Raw genomic sequence first — 16146 nt, forward strand, 5'->3', positions numbered from 1 at the left:
CAATAGGATTGTAGCCGTAAGAACTCGGGTTTAAAATGAAGCAGTAGCTGCAAAAAGAAGGAGGAATTCAATTTGAAAGTAAGTAAAAACAATGCTGAACACTATATATGGGGAGATCAATGTGATGGTTGGCGTTTGGTGAATCATAAAGATTTGAGCGTTATTCATGAACGTATGCCTGGCAATACACACGAGGTTAGGCACTATCACCATCATGCTCGCCAATTTTTCTTTATTTTATCAGGTACAGCGATACTTGAAGTGGATGGCGAACGAATCCAATTGGGATCTCAGGAAGGCTGTGAGGTTCCTCCTTTGATCGCTCATCAGATGTTTAATGAAACGGATGAGGATGTTGAGTTTTTGGTTATCTCTCAGCCTGCGACTAGAGGTGACCGGGTCCTGGCCGAAAACTAATATTTTGGGGCAGATAACATAGAGCAGTATAATGTTAGGGTGTAAACAAACAGAACCAGTCAGGTACATATCAATTATGTGCTTGACTGGTCCTTTCATTAAAAGATATCCTTTGCATCTGCTGGAAGGATATGTACATGATGAAGATAGTTTGTAACACGTTGATCGTCCTGGGTGGGGTATTCGTAACCATAATAGTTTGCCACACCCAAGGCTACTTCTCTGAACAAATCTCCCATGATAAAAAGAGCTTGCCACATATGCTCATAATCTGCATCCGAAAACGTTTGAACATAGGCCGTCCAATGTTCAGGCTCAAGAAGCTTTTTAAAATATTTCCCCACCTTGCCCGGATTCGCGGCAAAGTCCGTTTGTATACCGATATGCCATTCCAGCATGAGGTGAAGCATATCCCGTACAGGTCGATCCAACATAAATTTGGCGTAAGGAAGCTCTCGTCGCCATAATCCTTTAGCTACATAGGTACTGACCCACCAGAACTCATTGCAGGAGTTTGCATAGATTTGGGCTGTTGGGGGTATCGTTTTATAATCTTGAAGGCTTGGCGTCGGAAAAGGCTCCACAAGTCCGTCCTTATCCAGCAGCAGTACACTTAAGCTGTCTCGGGGCCAATTGGCGATGTTATCCGCAGGGCAGAGTGTGAGATCAATACGGTTGCCGTCTGTGAATAGCATAAGGAAAGCAAAGCGATCACAAGACATCGAAGCAGGTTCCATAGGCTCATCGGGCGTTTGCATAATTATTAATTCTCCAAAGCTACTGATCCAGCGACGATCCCGAATAAGACTCTCCATAGAGGATACGAGAAAGACGATATCATAATCCTGAAAGATATCTCGTGGAGCATGGGGATTGGCACGTGAACCATTCATAATTACAGCACGCACCCGTTCGTCCTCTTGGGCAAATTGAAGAATGGTACGAAACATTTCATGTTCACTTCTCAGGAAAACCACCTCCTGTAGGTCCATTTTTTATCTAAAAAAAATGTCATGTCTTTACAATAGCTCATGAATGAGTGCTATTCAACTTCGCTCTAGGCAAAAAGGCTCGGGAATTATACGAGGATTGCAGGACAAAGTATTGCTGACGTCTAATTTTCTTTACAGACTAGCCACTTGACTGAAGGGGGAAGTCCAGACCATAAAGCCTTTTTCAAGGAAATCAATAGGTTCATTCAGGAGAGCCTGCTGCCGAAGTTTGCAACTGAGGGAAAACTAGACTATGTACTATGTTATCCGGCAGATGAAAAGTGGGAAGCTGCTCTTGAATTTGTGATGAAGGATGTACGATCTATGAAGAGTGGACGAATGACGTTTACTCAGCATTTGGACCGTATAGCTAGCCCGCTTGGAGAGGATATCGTTGCAATTGATCGTGATTTATTAAAGCAGCGGCATCTGACAGGGCTTGATGATATCATCGATGAGACACAGGGGAACTGGCCTTCTCTGGAGGCTTACGAAAACAATGGATTTGGATGCGCTGCCATTCAACATACGGAGGAAGGCCCGACTATTATCAGCTGGTGTTTAAGCGATTGGGTTGTGGGTCAGGAGTGTGAATTAGGCATTCAAACCGATGCGGCCTGCATGTTTTATTTGATTGGCGAGCAAGAACGCGCACGGCATTATTGTCAAAAGGCAGTCCAAAAGGGTTGATCGGCATCCATCAGCCACATTATCATGGATTTGTATATAGAGAGGCGAACAGCGGGCAGATTGCAAGTATTCTTGCTGAATCGCCTGAATAAAATCATAGAGTGAAAGTAAGTGCCAAAGAACCACAGTGAAAATGGTCGAAATGACGATTTTTATTGTGGTTTTTTATTCTATTTTAGGAATTAAAAATAGGTTTTGTCCAAATTCCGGTCTGAAATGTCCATGGAATCAGGATATTTATTCCATATAATAAGAAGGTGAATTGATTGAAAATGATTATCAATATCAAAGGTGATCGAGTTGTCAAAAGCTATAACTGCTATCTCGCAAAACACCCGTTACCTGGAAAGCCAGGCTGCACGGGAATCCAATGCCAGATCCTACCCCCGGCGTATCCCGATAGCCATTGCCGAAGCAGAAGGCATCTATGTCAAGGACATGGATGGAAAAAACTATATTGACTGCCTGGCCGGGGCCGGAACTTTGGCACTCGGTCATAATCATCCAGTGGTCTTAGAAGCGATCAGAGAGCTGCTGGATCAAAAACGCCCCCTGCATACGCTGGATTTGACCACGCCAGTGAAGGAGCAATTTGTAGAAGAACTATTCGCCAGTCTGCCTCGTAAATTTGCCCGTCAGGCCAAAATCCAATTTTGTGGTCCGACCGGAGGCGATGCGGTGGAAGCCGCGATCAAGCTGGTCAAAACGGCCACGGGTCGTCGAAGCATTTTTTCCTTCCAAGGCGGTTATCATGGTTCGACCCACGCTACGATGAGTCTCAGCGGTACTTTGGGACAAAAAGAGCGGGTGCAGGGCTTAATACCGGATGTTCATTTTATGCCCTATCCCTATGTGTATCGTTGCCCATTTGGTGTAGGTGGCGAGCAGACGCAGGCACTTAGCAGTTGTTATATTGAGAACCTGCTGGATGACCCCGAGAGTGGGATTGCTACGCCATGTGCTTTTATTCTGGAGGTTGTTCAAGGGGAAGGTGGCTCCATTCCTGCGCCTGTCGAGTGGATTCGGGAAATCCGCCGCATCACCAGGGAACGGAATATCCCGATGATTATTGATGAAGTCCAGACCGGACTTGGACGCACAGGTAAGCTGTTTGCTTTTGAGCATGCGGGCATTATCCCTGATGTGCTGGTCTTGTCGAAAGCGATTGGCGGTAGTCTTCCGCTGTCGGTGGTGATTTATAACGAAGCGTTGGATATCTGGAATCCGGGGGCGCATATTGGTACATTTCGTGGTAATCCAAATGGCCATGGCCGCCGGGCTTGCGACCCTGAAATATATAAAGCACAACCATATACCCGAACATGCCGCAGCCAGAGGCGAACAACTAATGAGCCGTCTGAATGTGCTGAAGCAGCAAACAGGTTGCATCGGAGATGTACGCGGCCTCGGGCTTATGATCGGGGTAGAGATTGTGGACGACCGGCAGTCAGTGGATCATTTGGGACATCATCCGGCCCACAAGAAGCTGGCTGCTCGAATACAGCAGGAATGCTTAAAACGTGGACTCATTTTGGAGGTTGGGGGAAGGCACTCTGCCGTGATCCGCTTTTTACCACCGCTGATTGTAACCGAGCGCCAAATCGACGACATATTTCTTATTTTCAATGAAGCGGTGCATGCAGCCTATGCCGGGTTGCAGCACGAATACGACTAAGCAGGCTCCAGGATGAAAATACATGCTACGGCCATTCAATGGAAGGTCGTCATCACGGTGATGCTCGGCACCTTTACGGTTTTGCTGAATAACAGTTCGCTGAATCCGGCGATTCCATCCTTCATTAAGGTGTTCGATACGAACGCTGTCACGGCGAGCTGGCTCATTACCATTTTTCTAATTACGATGGGGATGACCATGCCTTTAACCGGGTACTTGGCGGATCGCTTTGGAAAAAAGAAAATCTACCTGAGTGGACTTGCACTCTTTGTTGCAGGCTCCTTGCTCGGTTCGATATCGTGGGGGCTCACCGCTGTAATCATGTTTCGTGGACTGCAAGGAATGGCGGGCGGACTGATGATTCCGTTATCGCTGGCGCTGATTTTTGAAGCCTTCCCCAAGGAGGAACGCGGCAGGGTTACGGGAATATGGGGGATTGCGATTATGGCCGCTCCGATGCTCGGGCCTACAGTTGGAGGAGTCGTTCTGTCGCTCAGCAGCTGGCAGGTACTTTTCCTCATGAATGTGCCAACTGGACTGCTGGGATTGCTGCTGGGGATACGTTATTTGGCCTCTACGCGTAGCAATCCGTCGCGCACTTTTGATAGCAGCGGATTTATAACGATCACCCTGGGGGTAGGATTCATTCTGTTTGCGCTGGGCCGAACAAAGACGGCGGCAGATTTAGTTGATCCGCTGCATATTCTGCTGTTTCTTGCCGGAGCGATGTTGCTGGTGATGTTTGTACGGATGGAGCTGATAAAGGAACAGCCCTTGCTGAATGTGCACATTTTTAAAATACCTACCTACAGCTTCAGCGTGATCGTGGCGAGTGTACAGGCAATTGCGATGTTTGGCAGCATTTTTCTGGTCCCGATGCTTATTCAACATGTATATGGCTATGACACCATGATGACAGGACTTGTGTTTTTGCCTTCTGCCATATGCACAGGCTGGTTCGTTACCCTTGCAGGCAAGCAACTGGATCGCAAGGGTCCGAAAGGGATTATCAGCGCTGGACTTGTCCTCACATGCGCGGCTACGGCGATGCTCGGTATGCTCCAGCTCCATTCACCGCTCTGGGTCATTTTTGTCCTCATGATGCTGCGGGGAGTTGGATTGGGTTTGTCCAATATGCCTGCCACAACCGCCGGGCTGAATGCGATTCCTGATAAACTGGTAGCCCAAGGCTCGGCGATGAATAATGTAATGCGCAGACTAACCTCTTCGCTTGGAATGGTTGTCATTTCGATTTATTTTGAAGTCCGTAAGGCACAGCTTCTGGTGGCAGGCTATTCGGTGGAAACGGGAACGCTGCAAGCGATCCGGGAAGGCTTTATTGGAATGAGCATACTCATTTTACTCACGATCCCCGCCGCTTTTTTCCTCAAGTCGCCCGCATTCCTTCCTAAAAAAGGAGCGCGTCGTACAGCCGGTGATACCTCGGAAGTGAAAGCGCCTGCGTCTGCACCTAAGGCTTGAACAGGAAGGGAGAGAATGAATATACATGCTGACACAATCAAAAGAAGCTTCCGCTGCCGCTGGAGAACGGTCTGAGAGCAGAATATGGGCGGAACAAGCGACACTGCGGGCCTTGGTTAACAGCTATCTTCGAGAAACGCAACAATTTGACCCGAGAGTGGATGCGGAGGCACAGGAAATAAGGGTGATTCTGCCCCGGATTGGGCAACAGGTTAGAGGGACGCTGCTTCATTTTTCTGCAACAGGGCAACATGTGTATGGGCAAGAGTGGTACAAGGTAGAGGAAGAAGGAAGCGGCAGACGGCTTGAGATGGATGAGGTCATACGAAGGCTGCTGGACGAGATGGGCTGCCACGCCAATCCCGAGCAACGGGAAGCGGAGCAGCACAAGATGAAGCAGCGTATTCGTAATAGCCTGCACAAGATGACGCTTTTTATGGACAAGCATCTGAAGCTTGCAGGTGAGAGCAGATCCAAGTCCTCAAGTACAGAAGCCGAAGCCCATCTGACGTATGTACACTCAGAGCAGTCTTTGCTGCTCGGACATCCCTTTCATCCTTTTCCGAAAAGCACGGAAGGGTTTACCGATGATGAGCTTCCGTTATACAGTCCGGAGATGAGCGCGGTGTTCCAGCTGTATTATTTTGCAGTTCATGAGGATAACGTGCAGGAGGAATGGATTGGTGAAGAGTATCGCAGAAATGCTATCGACCCGTCCGTGCAAATCCATGCCCAGCGTCAATGGGGAAAGGAACTGGAGCACTATTGTATACTGCCTATGCATCCTTGGCAGGCTGAGCATGTGTTACAGCAACCCTATATTCAAAGTCTAATACGACAGCGGCTGCTGATTCCTATGGGAGAGCTAGGTCCTGTTTTTTATCCGACTTCTTCGATACGAACAGTGTGGAATTTAGAGACGGGAAACGGCTATAAGCTGCCGTTGCATGTTCGGATTACGAATCTAGTGCGCGATAATACGCAGGAACAGGCTCGACGTACATTGGATGCTGCGAAGGTCATCCATGATCTTTCAGCCGAATGGTCATCCCATATCCAATCCGAGGCCTTCAAGGTGCTAACAGAAACGGGATATAGCCGTGCATGCTTCAAGCCGAATAACGAGACGGAATGGGTGGGAAGTTCAAATGCAAAATATGACGCAGGACAGGAGTCTGAGTCTGGTCCATTGGTGATAAAAGATGGAACAGCAGCGGTTAACGAGCTGGAGCAGCTGTCTGACCAGTTTACGGTTCTTTACCGTCCGATGGACCTGAGCCCTGAATCGACCTATGTCATGGCTTCCTTGCTGGAGCCGCCGCCGGGCGAACAGGAGCCACGGCTGATTGGAGTCATTCGAGGCCGTTCTCCGGGCAAAGTTAGAGAGCAGACGAACCTGGCAGCCTGGCTGGAGCGGTATCTCCATGTATCCATGGTACCCATGCTGCGTTTGCTTGCGGTGAAAGGCATCGCCTTTGAAGCCCATGTGCAAAATTCGCTGCTGTCCCTACAGGACGGCTGGCCGGAGTGCTATTATGTACGGGATTTGGAGGGTGTGAGTATTGTGCGTGAACAGGCCGAGGCGGCTGGATGGGTTGGCTCACTGATTTCTGAGGATAGTCCTGTCTTATACGGTGCACAAGAACCATGGCTGCGTACCCGTTATTATTTTTTTGTGAATCATTTGGGTGCTTTGATTCATGCCCTTGCGGTTCATCAGCAGCATAGTGAGCAGGAGTATTGGGGAGTGGTTCGCAAAGTCCTGGAGCAATTACGGGAACAAGTAGAAGCACAGGATGAAATAGAAGTACAACAGGCGTTGGAAAAAGGCTCGAATGATTCAGATGCTCGTATCCGTCTAGCCACCTATATCCAGGATTTATTGACTAATCCTACACTGCCTGCCAAAGCCAATTTTATAAGCTGCTTTCAATCCAGAGGGGATACCCCCTCGTTTATCTCAATTCCTAATCCTATTCAGATTCATGAGGTGACTTTATGACTATTTCCGCAACTTCCTCTGGCATCGCTTTGACCACTCAGCGATTCATTCAAGCGCTTCGCTCAGATACCTTTACACAGGTGGAGCAACGCATCATCCGACAGCTGATTCAGGCATTGTTATATGAGGAAATTTTGCCCTATGACACTCGCAGCGATGCGGTGAAAGAGGACTGCCAGCATTTTATATTGTATGGCAAGGACACCACAGGGCAGCCCGTTCAATATCGTTCTGTCGGAAAACGAATGAATAGCTTTGGCCGCATTCGGCTGGTTCATATTCCGGTCATACGGGTCGGGACAGACGGAAGTGAAACGCTGGCCACGCTGGCTGATTTTGCGAACGAAGTCCTCAGCGCCGCACAGCAGGGAGAACGACTTCAACGCTTTATAGAAGAGCTTGAGCAGACTCTGCTCAAGGATGTACAGGCGCAAAGCTCTTTCACAGAATCATCTCTCGCAGATGACCAGCGCCGATATGATGAGCTGGAAGGCAATTTGGGAGACGGTCATCCGTATCATCCATGCTATAAATCCAGAATTGGATTCACGCTGACAGATAATGAGCGGTATGGTCCCGAGTTCAAGCAGCCGATTCGCCCTGTGTGGCTGGCTATTGCCAAAAGTCACACTCGGGCCGGACAATCGCAGGCGATTGATTATGAAGCATTTATTCGCCAGGAGCTGGGAGAAGGCGAATTCGCACGCTTTCAAGCCTTGTTGGCCAGCTACGGTCAGCAACCCGAGGCATATCGGCTCATGCCTGTCCATCCGTGGCAGTGGCAGCAGATCATTTTACCCCGCTTCCATCAAGAGCTGGCGAATCAGCAGATCATATGGCTCGGTGAGGCAAGTGATGTGTATCAGGCGCAGCAGTCGATTCGTACATTGTCCAACCGAACGACACCGGAGCGTGCTTATGTGAAGCTGTCGCTCAGTATTACGAACACCTCCACCAGCCGGATCATGGCTGGACATACCGTGCTGAATGGAGCGCTTATCACAGACTGGCTGCATGGGCTGCTGGAGCACGATGAATACGCTGCTCAACAGGGATTTTTTGTTTTGCGTGAGGTTCTGGGTATCACATTTGACTACGAGCAGCTACCCGAATACCGTCAGGCGAAAACGTACGGCTCGCTGGGGACAGTGTGGCGGGAAAGCATTCACGGCTATTTGCAACCGGATGAGGACGCGATACCTTTTAACGGATTATGTTATGTGCAAAAAAACGGGGTTCCCCTCATCGATCCATGGATACAGCAATTCGGCGTAGAGGAATGGACCCGCCGGGTGCTGGAGGCTACGGTATCACCGATTATTCATATGCTGTATGCGCATGGAATCGGTATGGAATCTCATGGTCAGAATTTGATTTTGATTCACCGCAATGGGCAACCGACACGGGTGGCCCTTAAGGATTTTCATGATGGTGTCCGGTTCTCCGTGAACCATCTGACAGAGCCGGACCAATGTCCTGATCTTCATCCTGAGCCGCCAAGTCATGCTCGTATTAACCGCAATTCGTTTATTAAAACGAGTAATCCGGATGATGTACGCGATTTTACTTACGATGCTTTTTTCTTTATTGCAGCCGCCGAGCTGGCGATGTTCCTTGCTGAGCATTATCAACTGGACGAGCAGCGTTTTTGGGAGATGTCTGCGCAGGTCATTCATGATTATCAGCGCCAGCATCCTCAGCATGAGGAACGATTCCGCCTGTTTGATTTGTTTGCCCCAACCGTACAGATTGAAAAATTGATGAAAAGACGACTGCTTGGGGATGAGGATCTTCACTTCAAGCCGGGGATTAATCCGTTATATGCACACCGGAAGCCTACATGCTAACGGTCAATCGGCTTCAGGAGAAGCTGCGGAAAGGGCAGGAGGTATTTGGACTGATTGCCTCCATCCCGGCTGCACTTACCGTCGAAATGATCGGACATGCCGGATATGACTTTGTCGTTATTGATATGGAGCATGTCATGATCAATCCCGAGACCGTGGAGCATATGATCCGCGCTGCGGAAGCTGCACACATCACGCCCTTGGTACGTGTGCCCGAGGTGGATACCAAGGTCATATTGCGGGTGCTGGACAGCGGAGCACAAGGAATTGTCGTTCCGCATGTGGAGAGCAGGGAGCAGATGGAGGAGCTTGTACAGGCTGCAAAATATAGCCCGGAGGGCAAGCGAAGCCTGAACAGTGGCAGACCTGCCGCATTTGGCAAAGGAAGTCTGGTGGACTACATGAAACAGGCCAATGATCAGATCATGCTGGTGCCGATGATTGAGAGCGGACTGGGCGTGGAGCGTATTGCAGATATTTTATCTGTACCGGGCCTTGGCATGGTGCTGGAAGGTGCAGCAGATTTATCACAATCGTACGGTGTGCCATGGCAGACCGATGCGGCGATTGTGCAGGAGGGGCTACAGCGGGTTTTTGAAGCTTCACGGGAAGTAAATATTCCGTACTGTGCCATTCCGCGAAAGACTGGAGAATACGGTGCATGGGTGGAGCAAGGGGTTCATGCCTTCGTGCTGGGTGATGAGCGGGGAATTGCTTTTCGCGCCCTGCAAGCAAGAAGGTGTGGCCTACGCTAGCTCGTAACATAAAGGAGGATGAACATGAGTCAGCTTGTTACAGCACTGTCTGAGGGGCAGGTCGTTTCGTATGTGGAAAAAATGATCCAGCAAACACGAGAACGAGAGCAGCAGCCTGTATGCGCCTAACCTGGACGCATTGAGAGAGCGGGCGCATCGTTGTGCGAACAGCTTGCCCGACGAATGCAGTTTGTTTTACGCGGTCAAAGCCAATCCCGATCCTCAATTGATCGCCAGTCTGCTTCCCATCGTAAAAGGCTTTGAAGCGGCATCGATTGGAGAAATTCGTATTATTCGTGAAGTGTCAGCTGACGTGCCGATTATATTTGGCGGTCCGGGCAAGAAGGATGCTGAAATTGAGGAAGCGCTGGAGCGGAATGTGATGCTGATTCATGCCGAAAGTCTACATGAATTGCAGCGTATCGGCTGGATTGCAGAACGCAGACAACAGCACGTATCAATTTTGCTGCGTGTTAATTTGCGGCGTACTTTGCCAGAGGCGAGCATTACAATGTCCGGTCGACCCACTCAATTTGGCATTGACGAAATTCAGGTACCGGAAGCGATCCGACTTGTCCAGAGCCTGCCGTTTGTGCAGCTAGAGGGCTTTCATATGCATTCCCTCTCCAACAACTTGGATGCCAGGCTACACGCACGCATGGTTGCTACGTATTTGCAATGCGTACAGGGCTGGATTCAGGAGCACTCCCTGTCCATCCGCTATCTGAATGCAGGCGGCGGCTTTGGCATTTCGTATACCGATCTGGAGCGCAGATTCGAATGGAATGATTTTATGGAGGAATTGCAGCAAGTGTGGAAGGACTATCGTATTCCCGGCATCCAGCTGATTTTTGAATCCGGGCGCTACATCGTGGCGCACTGCGGATATTATGCGGCTGAAGTCATCGACCTCAAAACAAATCATGATCAGCATTACGCCATTATTCGTGGGGGAACCCACCACTTTCGTTTGCCGGTATCGTGGCAGCATAATCAGCCTTTTGAGGTGATTGCTGTTGACGATTGGCCGTATCCTTTCCCGCGAACAGAGCGGCGACAAACAGCGGTGACCATTGCAGGAGAACTGTGTACACCCAAGGATGTGCTTGCACACGAGGTCTACGTAGAGCATTTGCGAATTTGGGATGTTCTGCTGTTCCACATTGCGGGGGCCTACGGCTGGACGATTTCGCATCATGATTTCCTCAGCCATCCCCATCCGCATTTCTACTATATAGATAGGGCAACGACCACGGAAGATACAAAAACGATGTGCAGCCGTAACCCAAGGAGGAATGAATCCGTATGAAGTCCACATTAAGCACGACCCCGGTGCTTTTATCCGAAGAAACAATGCGTCTGCAAAGGCAAAAACGGGCTGAAAGCCATGTTATGCAGGATCTGATGAATACACTGCTAGCGGAAGGGTTTTGGGAGCATGCTGACGTTGAGTTGTTGTCTATCCCGCAATGGCAGAGCTACTATACTAGCGTTCAGCCTGAATTAGGCGACTTGTTTTCTTTTAAGGATCATGAAGCTGCTGACCCCAATGGGGATACGGCTGCAAATGGCGGTCCGATTAGCATTTACCGCTGGTGGGTGGATCGAGAGCAGCAGCACAGTATCCTATTCCCAGTACAGGCTGCGGCGATTCAGCCCTATCGCTACCTGCGTTCAGGTGGAGTGTACGAAATTCGACGGCAGCCAGAGGGAGAAGAACTCCATGCCACAAGGCTTCACCCGGTGGCGCTGATGCAGCGCATAATTGAGGAATGTCTGGACGAGGAATATCGTCGCCAGGAAGGAGTAGGGCGGTTTGTCCAGCTTCTGGAGCAGACGATCCAGCAAACCGCATGGTCGCTGGATAGTGGATTGGAGGATGACAATATACTGGGAATATCGCCTACAGCGGCTTTTCAACGCCTGGAACAGCATTCCTCGTTGCGTGATCGCCCTTTTCACCCTGTATCCAAGGCTAAAACAGGCTTGAACGAGCAGGACTATCGAAAATATATCGCTGAATTTGGACAGGATATCACGCTAAGCTGGGTAGCACTTCGCAAGGACGCGATAATGACCGGAGTGGGCATCAAACAAGGGCCTCATTTTGCGGACACCAAAGCAGAAGCAAACGCAGCCGAAGCTAAACCGGACATGCAACTTCCATACGCTGGACAGCAGCCCGCCGACCTTCTTCTGTCCAGCTCTGAACGTCAGCTCGTAGAGCAGGAGATGCAGGAACGCGGGCTAACTGTCGACTATATCGCGATACCCGTTCATCCATGGCAGCTCACGCATATGCTGCCCCAACAACTGCATGCTGAGCAGGCAGACAACGTGTGGATTCCGCTGGATGTAAAGGCTGGAACGTTTCAGGCAACCTCGTCTGTACGCTCCTTGTCTCCGAAGGATGGAGGTCCGAATTATGTGAAGCTGCCCTTGAGTGTATTTTCACTGGGGGCATCCCGTTATTTGCCTGCTGTGAAGCTGATTAACGGGGATCGCGGACAAACCTTATTGCAGCAAGCCAAAGCACGGGACCCGCAGCTTCAGGAGCGATTATTTTTATGCGATGAAGGCTCGTGGTGGGCTTATATGCCGAAAAATGGCAGCCTGTATGACGATCCACCCCGGCACTTGGCTGCGATGGCGCGGATTTATCCGCACGAATTAATCCATGATCCTGCTGTTCGCCTCATTCCCATGTCTGCGTTGGCTGCAAGCCAGCATTATTTTTTCCGGGAATGGGCTGCTGAGCGCGGACTTCCTGACACGGCAGCTTCGGTACAACAGCTGTTCGGTGAAGTATGCCTGACGTTTTTTGAAATTATGCTGCGTCTGTACCGCATCGGGCTCATGCCTGAGATCCATGGACAAAACTGTGTGCTGGTTTGGAAAAAAGGAAAGATCGAACACATTTTGCTACGCGACCATGACTCCGTGCGTCTGCATCTGCCCTGGCTGACAGAGCAAGGGATTGCCGATCCTGAATACCAAATCCGCCCCGGCTATTCCAACAGCCTATACAATGAAACACCGAAGAAATTGCTGTTCTACCTGCAAACGCTGGGTATTCAAGTCAATCTGTACGCCATTATAGATACACTTTCTGATATGTACGGCATAGACGAACCGTCCCTGTGGTTTGTATTAAGGCAGCAATTGGAGAACGCGATCCACCGCGTGCCCTTCAAAGCGGATGTTCGTCGGGAAATCAAACAAATTGTATTTGAAAATCCGGAGTGGCCGCTCAAGCTACTGGTTAAGCCTTTGCTGGAGCAGTCCGGCGTACCTGGCAGCATGCCGTCGGGTCAAAGTCGCATACAGAACCCGTTTCATCATTTGAATGTTTCTCATTCCAAGAATTTAGAACCTTTATAAGCTTGAGCGCAATTCCATTTTGCAAAATCCGACTCAGTCTATATATAATGAAAAGAGTTCTCATAGAATCGAGAACAATTATCAATATATAGAAAGGCTGGGAGCCATGAATACGCAGGATCAATCTTTTTCTTCATTTCTTTATAAACTGCAAGATATTCAGCATGTATGCTCTGGTCGCTCTTCCTCCCGGCAAGAAACGTCTTTTCATACGTTGTTATTATTTAATGAAGGGGAAGGGGATATCGTCATTGATGGAATGACGCATCCTCTTTACCGTCAAAAGGGCTTTATGCTCGCCCCCGGCGCAGTCATGAAGCTCCATATGTTATCCGGCGCTCCGGCGGATTATTACGTCATCCGCTTTCTGGCATTACAGCCGTCCGGGGAGTCGGACTGTTACATACCTGCAGAGGCCATCGGACCACATGAATGGAACATTCCCCACTTTCGATTTGTAATGGATCGGGTGGAGGAAATCGAGAAAAAGCATCATTGTGATCGTATATGGGACCAAATGAAGGCCAATATTTTATTTCAGGAAATGCTGATGTCATTGTTTCAGCATGTGAGCCGTCATCAGAAGCCGGACGTGCAACAGGCGGTGACCTTGACGCTCCATTACATGGAGCAGCATTATGCTTCCGACATTACGCGTGACAAGCTGGCAGAACTGGCAGGAATGAGTGCTGATTATTATTCGCGTATGTTCAAAAAAATGATCGGCAAAAGTCCGATGGAATATTTGACAGACATCCGTATTAATCACGCGAAGCAAGCGCTGGTGCTCACGCGTGATTCTTTTCGTACCATTGCTCATGGTGCCGGCTTTAGCGATGAATTCTATTTTAGCCGTAAATTTAAAGCAGCCACTGGACGTTCCCCCTCAGCGTACGTCAACACCATTCGATATACAGATAAAATCGCTTCGCTTAAGCATCTGTTAACCGGACATTTGGTTGCACTGGGCATAGAGCCGTATGCAGCGGTGATGAATAAGGCTTACCCTGTCACCGAAGGCTTTTGCAATACGATATCAGTTGGAGAGGTTCAGCCCGATCTGGAAAGGCTGATGTCAGCCCGGCCTGAGCTGATTTTAACCTGTGAATTCAGGGATTTTGAAAAGTCAAAAAAAGAAAAAATGTACGAGCAGATTGCGCCCACCGTCACCGTGCCCTTTTTCCAAAGCTGGCGCACTCATTTTCAGTCGATTGCCCGTATTGTCGGCAAGGATGCGGAAGCGTTGGAATGGTTGGAGCGATATGAAACAAAAGCAGAACGGATTTCCCGAAAGGTCAGGCAAAAGCTCGGTGGGGAGAGCGTGCTGATCGTTGGGATCGGCAATCAAAAAATGTGTGTGTATGGACAGCGGAATGTGGGAACGGTTTTGTATGGAGATTTGAAGCTGGCGATGCCTGCGGGCGTGGAGAATATTGCCCATTACCGTGAGGTCGCGGTGAACGAGCTGAATGAATTTGATGCAGACCGCATCCTGCTGACGTGTTATCGCCATTATGGAAACGCCTGTGAAGAACAAACGATTCAGCAAGAGTGTCTGGCTCTATGGCGCTCTCCCGAATGGCAACAACTGAAGGCGGTACGGAACGGGGCTGTACACCATATGTGTGAAAGCCGACATCTGTATACATGCTATACATCGTTGTCTCACGATCTGTTATTGGACAAATCGTTAGAACTGTTGTTGTCTGATTCGTCCAAATAAAGGACGCTAACGTCCATGGTCATCATAAGACCCCTCCTTATAATTAATAATGAGAATCAATATCATTATTGGCGATCTAAATAGGGGGAATAGAGAAATGTTTCGAGCATCAAGCAAAGGGAGTATAAGGGCTGCGCTCATGGTTGTACTGCTGCTTTTATCAGGCTGCGGTGCTGGAGGCGCGGGTACGAGTGCGAATTCCGGTGAAGCGCCGGGGACTGCCTCAACCGACTCCGTACGTACCATTGAGCATGTCTTGGGAAAAACCGAAATTAAAGGTACACCCAAGCGGGTGGTAACGCTGTATAACGGAGCCAACGATGTTATGATCGCCTATGGTATCAAGCCTGTGGGGATTGTAGAGTCACATGGAACGGAGCCCGTGTATGACTATTTAAAAAAGGATCTCGCAGGCATTCCTACGGTCGGATTGGAAACACAACCGAATCTGGAGGAGATTTATAATCTCAAACCGGATGTCATCATTGCAACCCGCTTCCGCAACGAGGCGACGTACCAGCAATTATCGGAAATTGCGCCTACTGTGGCCGTTAATGAAGTGTATGAATGGAAGGAAACCGTAAAGCTGATCGGACAAGTGTTGAATCAGGAGGACAAAGGAACACAATTGCTGGCAGATTGGGATCGACGCGTAGCGGATTTCAGGACGAAAATGGATGACCGCCTGCCGATCAAGGCCTCCATTGTTAATTTCCGCGCAGATCATGCACGTATTTATTATATGGGCTATGCCGGGAAAATTCTGAAGGAGCTGGGCTTTACCCGCCCTCCTGCACAAGAAGGGGATAAGTGGGGAATCAAAGTCAACAGCAAGGAAAGCATACCGGATATGAATGCAGATACTTTATTTGTGTTTAACTCCGGCAAGGATCAAGCCGCGATTGAAAAAAATTATGAAGCCTGGACCCGCCATCCTTTATGGAAAAACCTTGATGCATACAAGAAAAATAGCATTTTTAAGGTCGACGAAGTGAACTGGAATTTGGCTGGAGGCTATCTGAGTGCGAATCGGATGCTGGATGATCTTTATAAAATTTATGATCTGAAATCATAAACCTACATGACAATAAGAACGACGGAAATACAGCAGAGGGGTGAGGGGGGTTATCTCTCATCCTTCTTTTGTGTTGTACGAGGCTGTTGGAAGAGTGAGGCTATGCA

The 16146-nt window shown here is 49.2% G+C and carries 11 protein-coding genes and 1 pseudogene; 11 read left to right on the forward strand and 1 reads right to left on the reverse strand.

Features of this window, described 5'->3' with window-relative positions:
* The first annotated feature begins 72 nt into the window (after positions 1-72).
* A complete protein-coding gene (locus tag LCF57_RS09960) occupies positions 73-417 on the forward strand; it encodes a cupin domain-containing protein (protein ID WP_226000545.1) in 345 nt (114 codons plus the stop codon).
* Positions 418-515: 98 nt separating this feature from the next.
* Here the strand turns inward: LCF57_RS09960 and LCF57_RS09965 are convergent, their stop codons facing one another.
* Positions 516-1385, reverse strand: a complete 870-nt coding sequence (locus LCF57_RS09965) for an aminoglycoside 6-adenylyltransferase (protein WP_226000637.1) — start codon at positions 1383-1385, stop codon at positions 516-518.
* Between the two features lie 171 nt (positions 1386-1556).
* Between LCF57_RS09965 and LCF57_RS09970 the strand changes: the two genes are divergently transcribed.
* From LCF57_RS09970 to LCF57_RS10015, 10 genes and pseudogenes are all read left to right on the forward strand, one after another.
* On the forward strand, positions 1557-2099 hold the full coding sequence (locus LCF57_RS09970; protein WP_226000546.1) for a GNAT family N-acetyltransferase: 543 nt from the start codon (positions 1557-1559) through the stop codon (positions 2097-2099).
* Positions 2100-2399: 300 nt separating this feature from the next.
* A pseudogene (locus tag LCF57_RS09975) lies at positions 2400-3774 on the forward strand (diaminobutyrate--2-oxoglutarate transaminase).
* A gap of 12 nt (positions 3775-3786) precedes the next feature.
* Positions 3787-5256 (forward strand): DHA2 family efflux MFS transporter permease subunit, encoded by a 1470-nt coding sequence (locus tag LCF57_RS09980; RefSeq protein WP_226000547.1) that lies wholly within the window; start codon positions 3787-3789, stop codon positions 5254-5256.
* A gap of 25 nt (positions 5257-5281) precedes the next feature.
* On the forward strand, positions 5282-7258 hold the full coding sequence (locus LCF57_RS09985; protein ID WP_226000548.1) for an IucA/IucC family protein: 1977 nt from the start codon (positions 5282-5284) through the stop codon (positions 7256-7258).
* Entirely contained in the window at positions 7255-9105 is a 1851-nt protein-coding gene (locus tag LCF57_RS09990) for an IucA/IucC family protein (protein WP_226000549.1), read from the forward strand. The genes LCF57_RS09985 and LCF57_RS09990 overlap by 4 nt, the downstream gene beginning before the upstream one ends.
* Positions 9099-9860, forward strand: a complete 762-nt coding sequence (locus LCF57_RS09995) for an HpcH/HpaI aldolase family protein (RefSeq protein ID WP_226000550.1) — start codon at positions 9099-9101, stop codon at positions 9858-9860. The genes LCF57_RS09990 and LCF57_RS09995 overlap by 7 nt, the downstream gene beginning before the upstream one ends.
* A 139-nt stretch (positions 9861-9999) precedes the next feature.
* Positions 10000-11169 carry a type III PLP-dependent enzyme gene (locus LCF57_RS10000; RefSeq protein WP_226000551.1) on the forward strand — a complete coding sequence of 390 codons (1170 nt, stop codon included), beginning with the start codon at positions 10000-10002 and terminating at the stop codon, positions 11167-11169.
* Positions 11166-13241: an IucA/IucC family protein gene (locus tag LCF57_RS10005; protein WP_226000552.1), complete on the forward strand. Its 2076-nt coding sequence runs from the start codon at positions 11166-11168 to the stop codon at positions 13239-13241. The genes LCF57_RS10000 and LCF57_RS10005 overlap by 4 nt, the downstream gene beginning before the upstream one ends.
* Positions 13242-13347: 106 nt before the next feature.
* Positions 13348-14964 (forward strand): AraC family transcriptional regulator, encoded by a 1617-nt coding sequence (locus tag LCF57_RS10010; protein WP_226000553.1) that lies wholly within the window; start codon positions 13348-13350, stop codon positions 14962-14964.
* A 97-nt stretch (positions 14965-15061) separates the two neighbouring features.
* Positions 15062-16039 carry an ABC transporter substrate-binding protein gene (locus LCF57_RS10015; protein WP_226000554.1) on the forward strand — a complete coding sequence of 326 codons (978 nt, stop codon included), beginning with the start codon at positions 15062-15064 and terminating at the stop codon, positions 16037-16039.
* Positions 16040-16146 lie beyond the last annotated feature (107 nt).

It is taken from the genome of Paenibacillus sp. BJ-4 (assembly GCF_020404765.1).
Lineage (GTDB): Bacteria > Bacillota > Bacilli > Paenibacillales > Paenibacillaceae > Paenibacillus.

Bases quoted from the DNA above. Each gene is read 5' to 3' on its own strand.
- LCF57_RS10015 (WP_226000554.1), top strand. From the start codon at position 15,062: ATGTTTCGAGCATCAAGCAAAGGGAGTATAAGGGCTGCGCTCATGGTT.
- LCF57_RS10005 (WP_226000552.1), top strand. From the start codon at position 11,166: ATGAAGTCCACATTAAGCACGACCCCGGTGCTTTTATCCGAAGAAACA.
- LCF57_RS09985 (WP_226000548.1), top strand. From the start codon at position 5,282: ATGCTGACACAATCAAAAGAAGCTTCCGCTGCCGCTGGAGAACGGTCT.
- LCF57_RS09990 (WP_226000549.1), top strand. From the start codon at position 7,255: ATGACTATTTCCGCAACTTCCTCTGGCATCGCTTTGACCACTCAGCGA.
- LCF57_RS09980 (WP_226000547.1), top strand. From the start codon at position 3,787: ATGAAAATACATGCTACGGCCATTCAATGGAAGGTCGTCATCACGGTG.
- LCF57_RS09995 (WP_226000550.1), top strand. From the start codon at position 9,099: ATGCTAACGGTCAATCGGCTTCAGGAGAAGCTGCGGAAAGGGCAGGAG.
- LCF57_RS10010 (WP_226000553.1), top strand. From the start codon at position 13,348: ATGAATACGCAGGATCAATCTTTTTCTTCATTTCTTTATAAACTGCAA.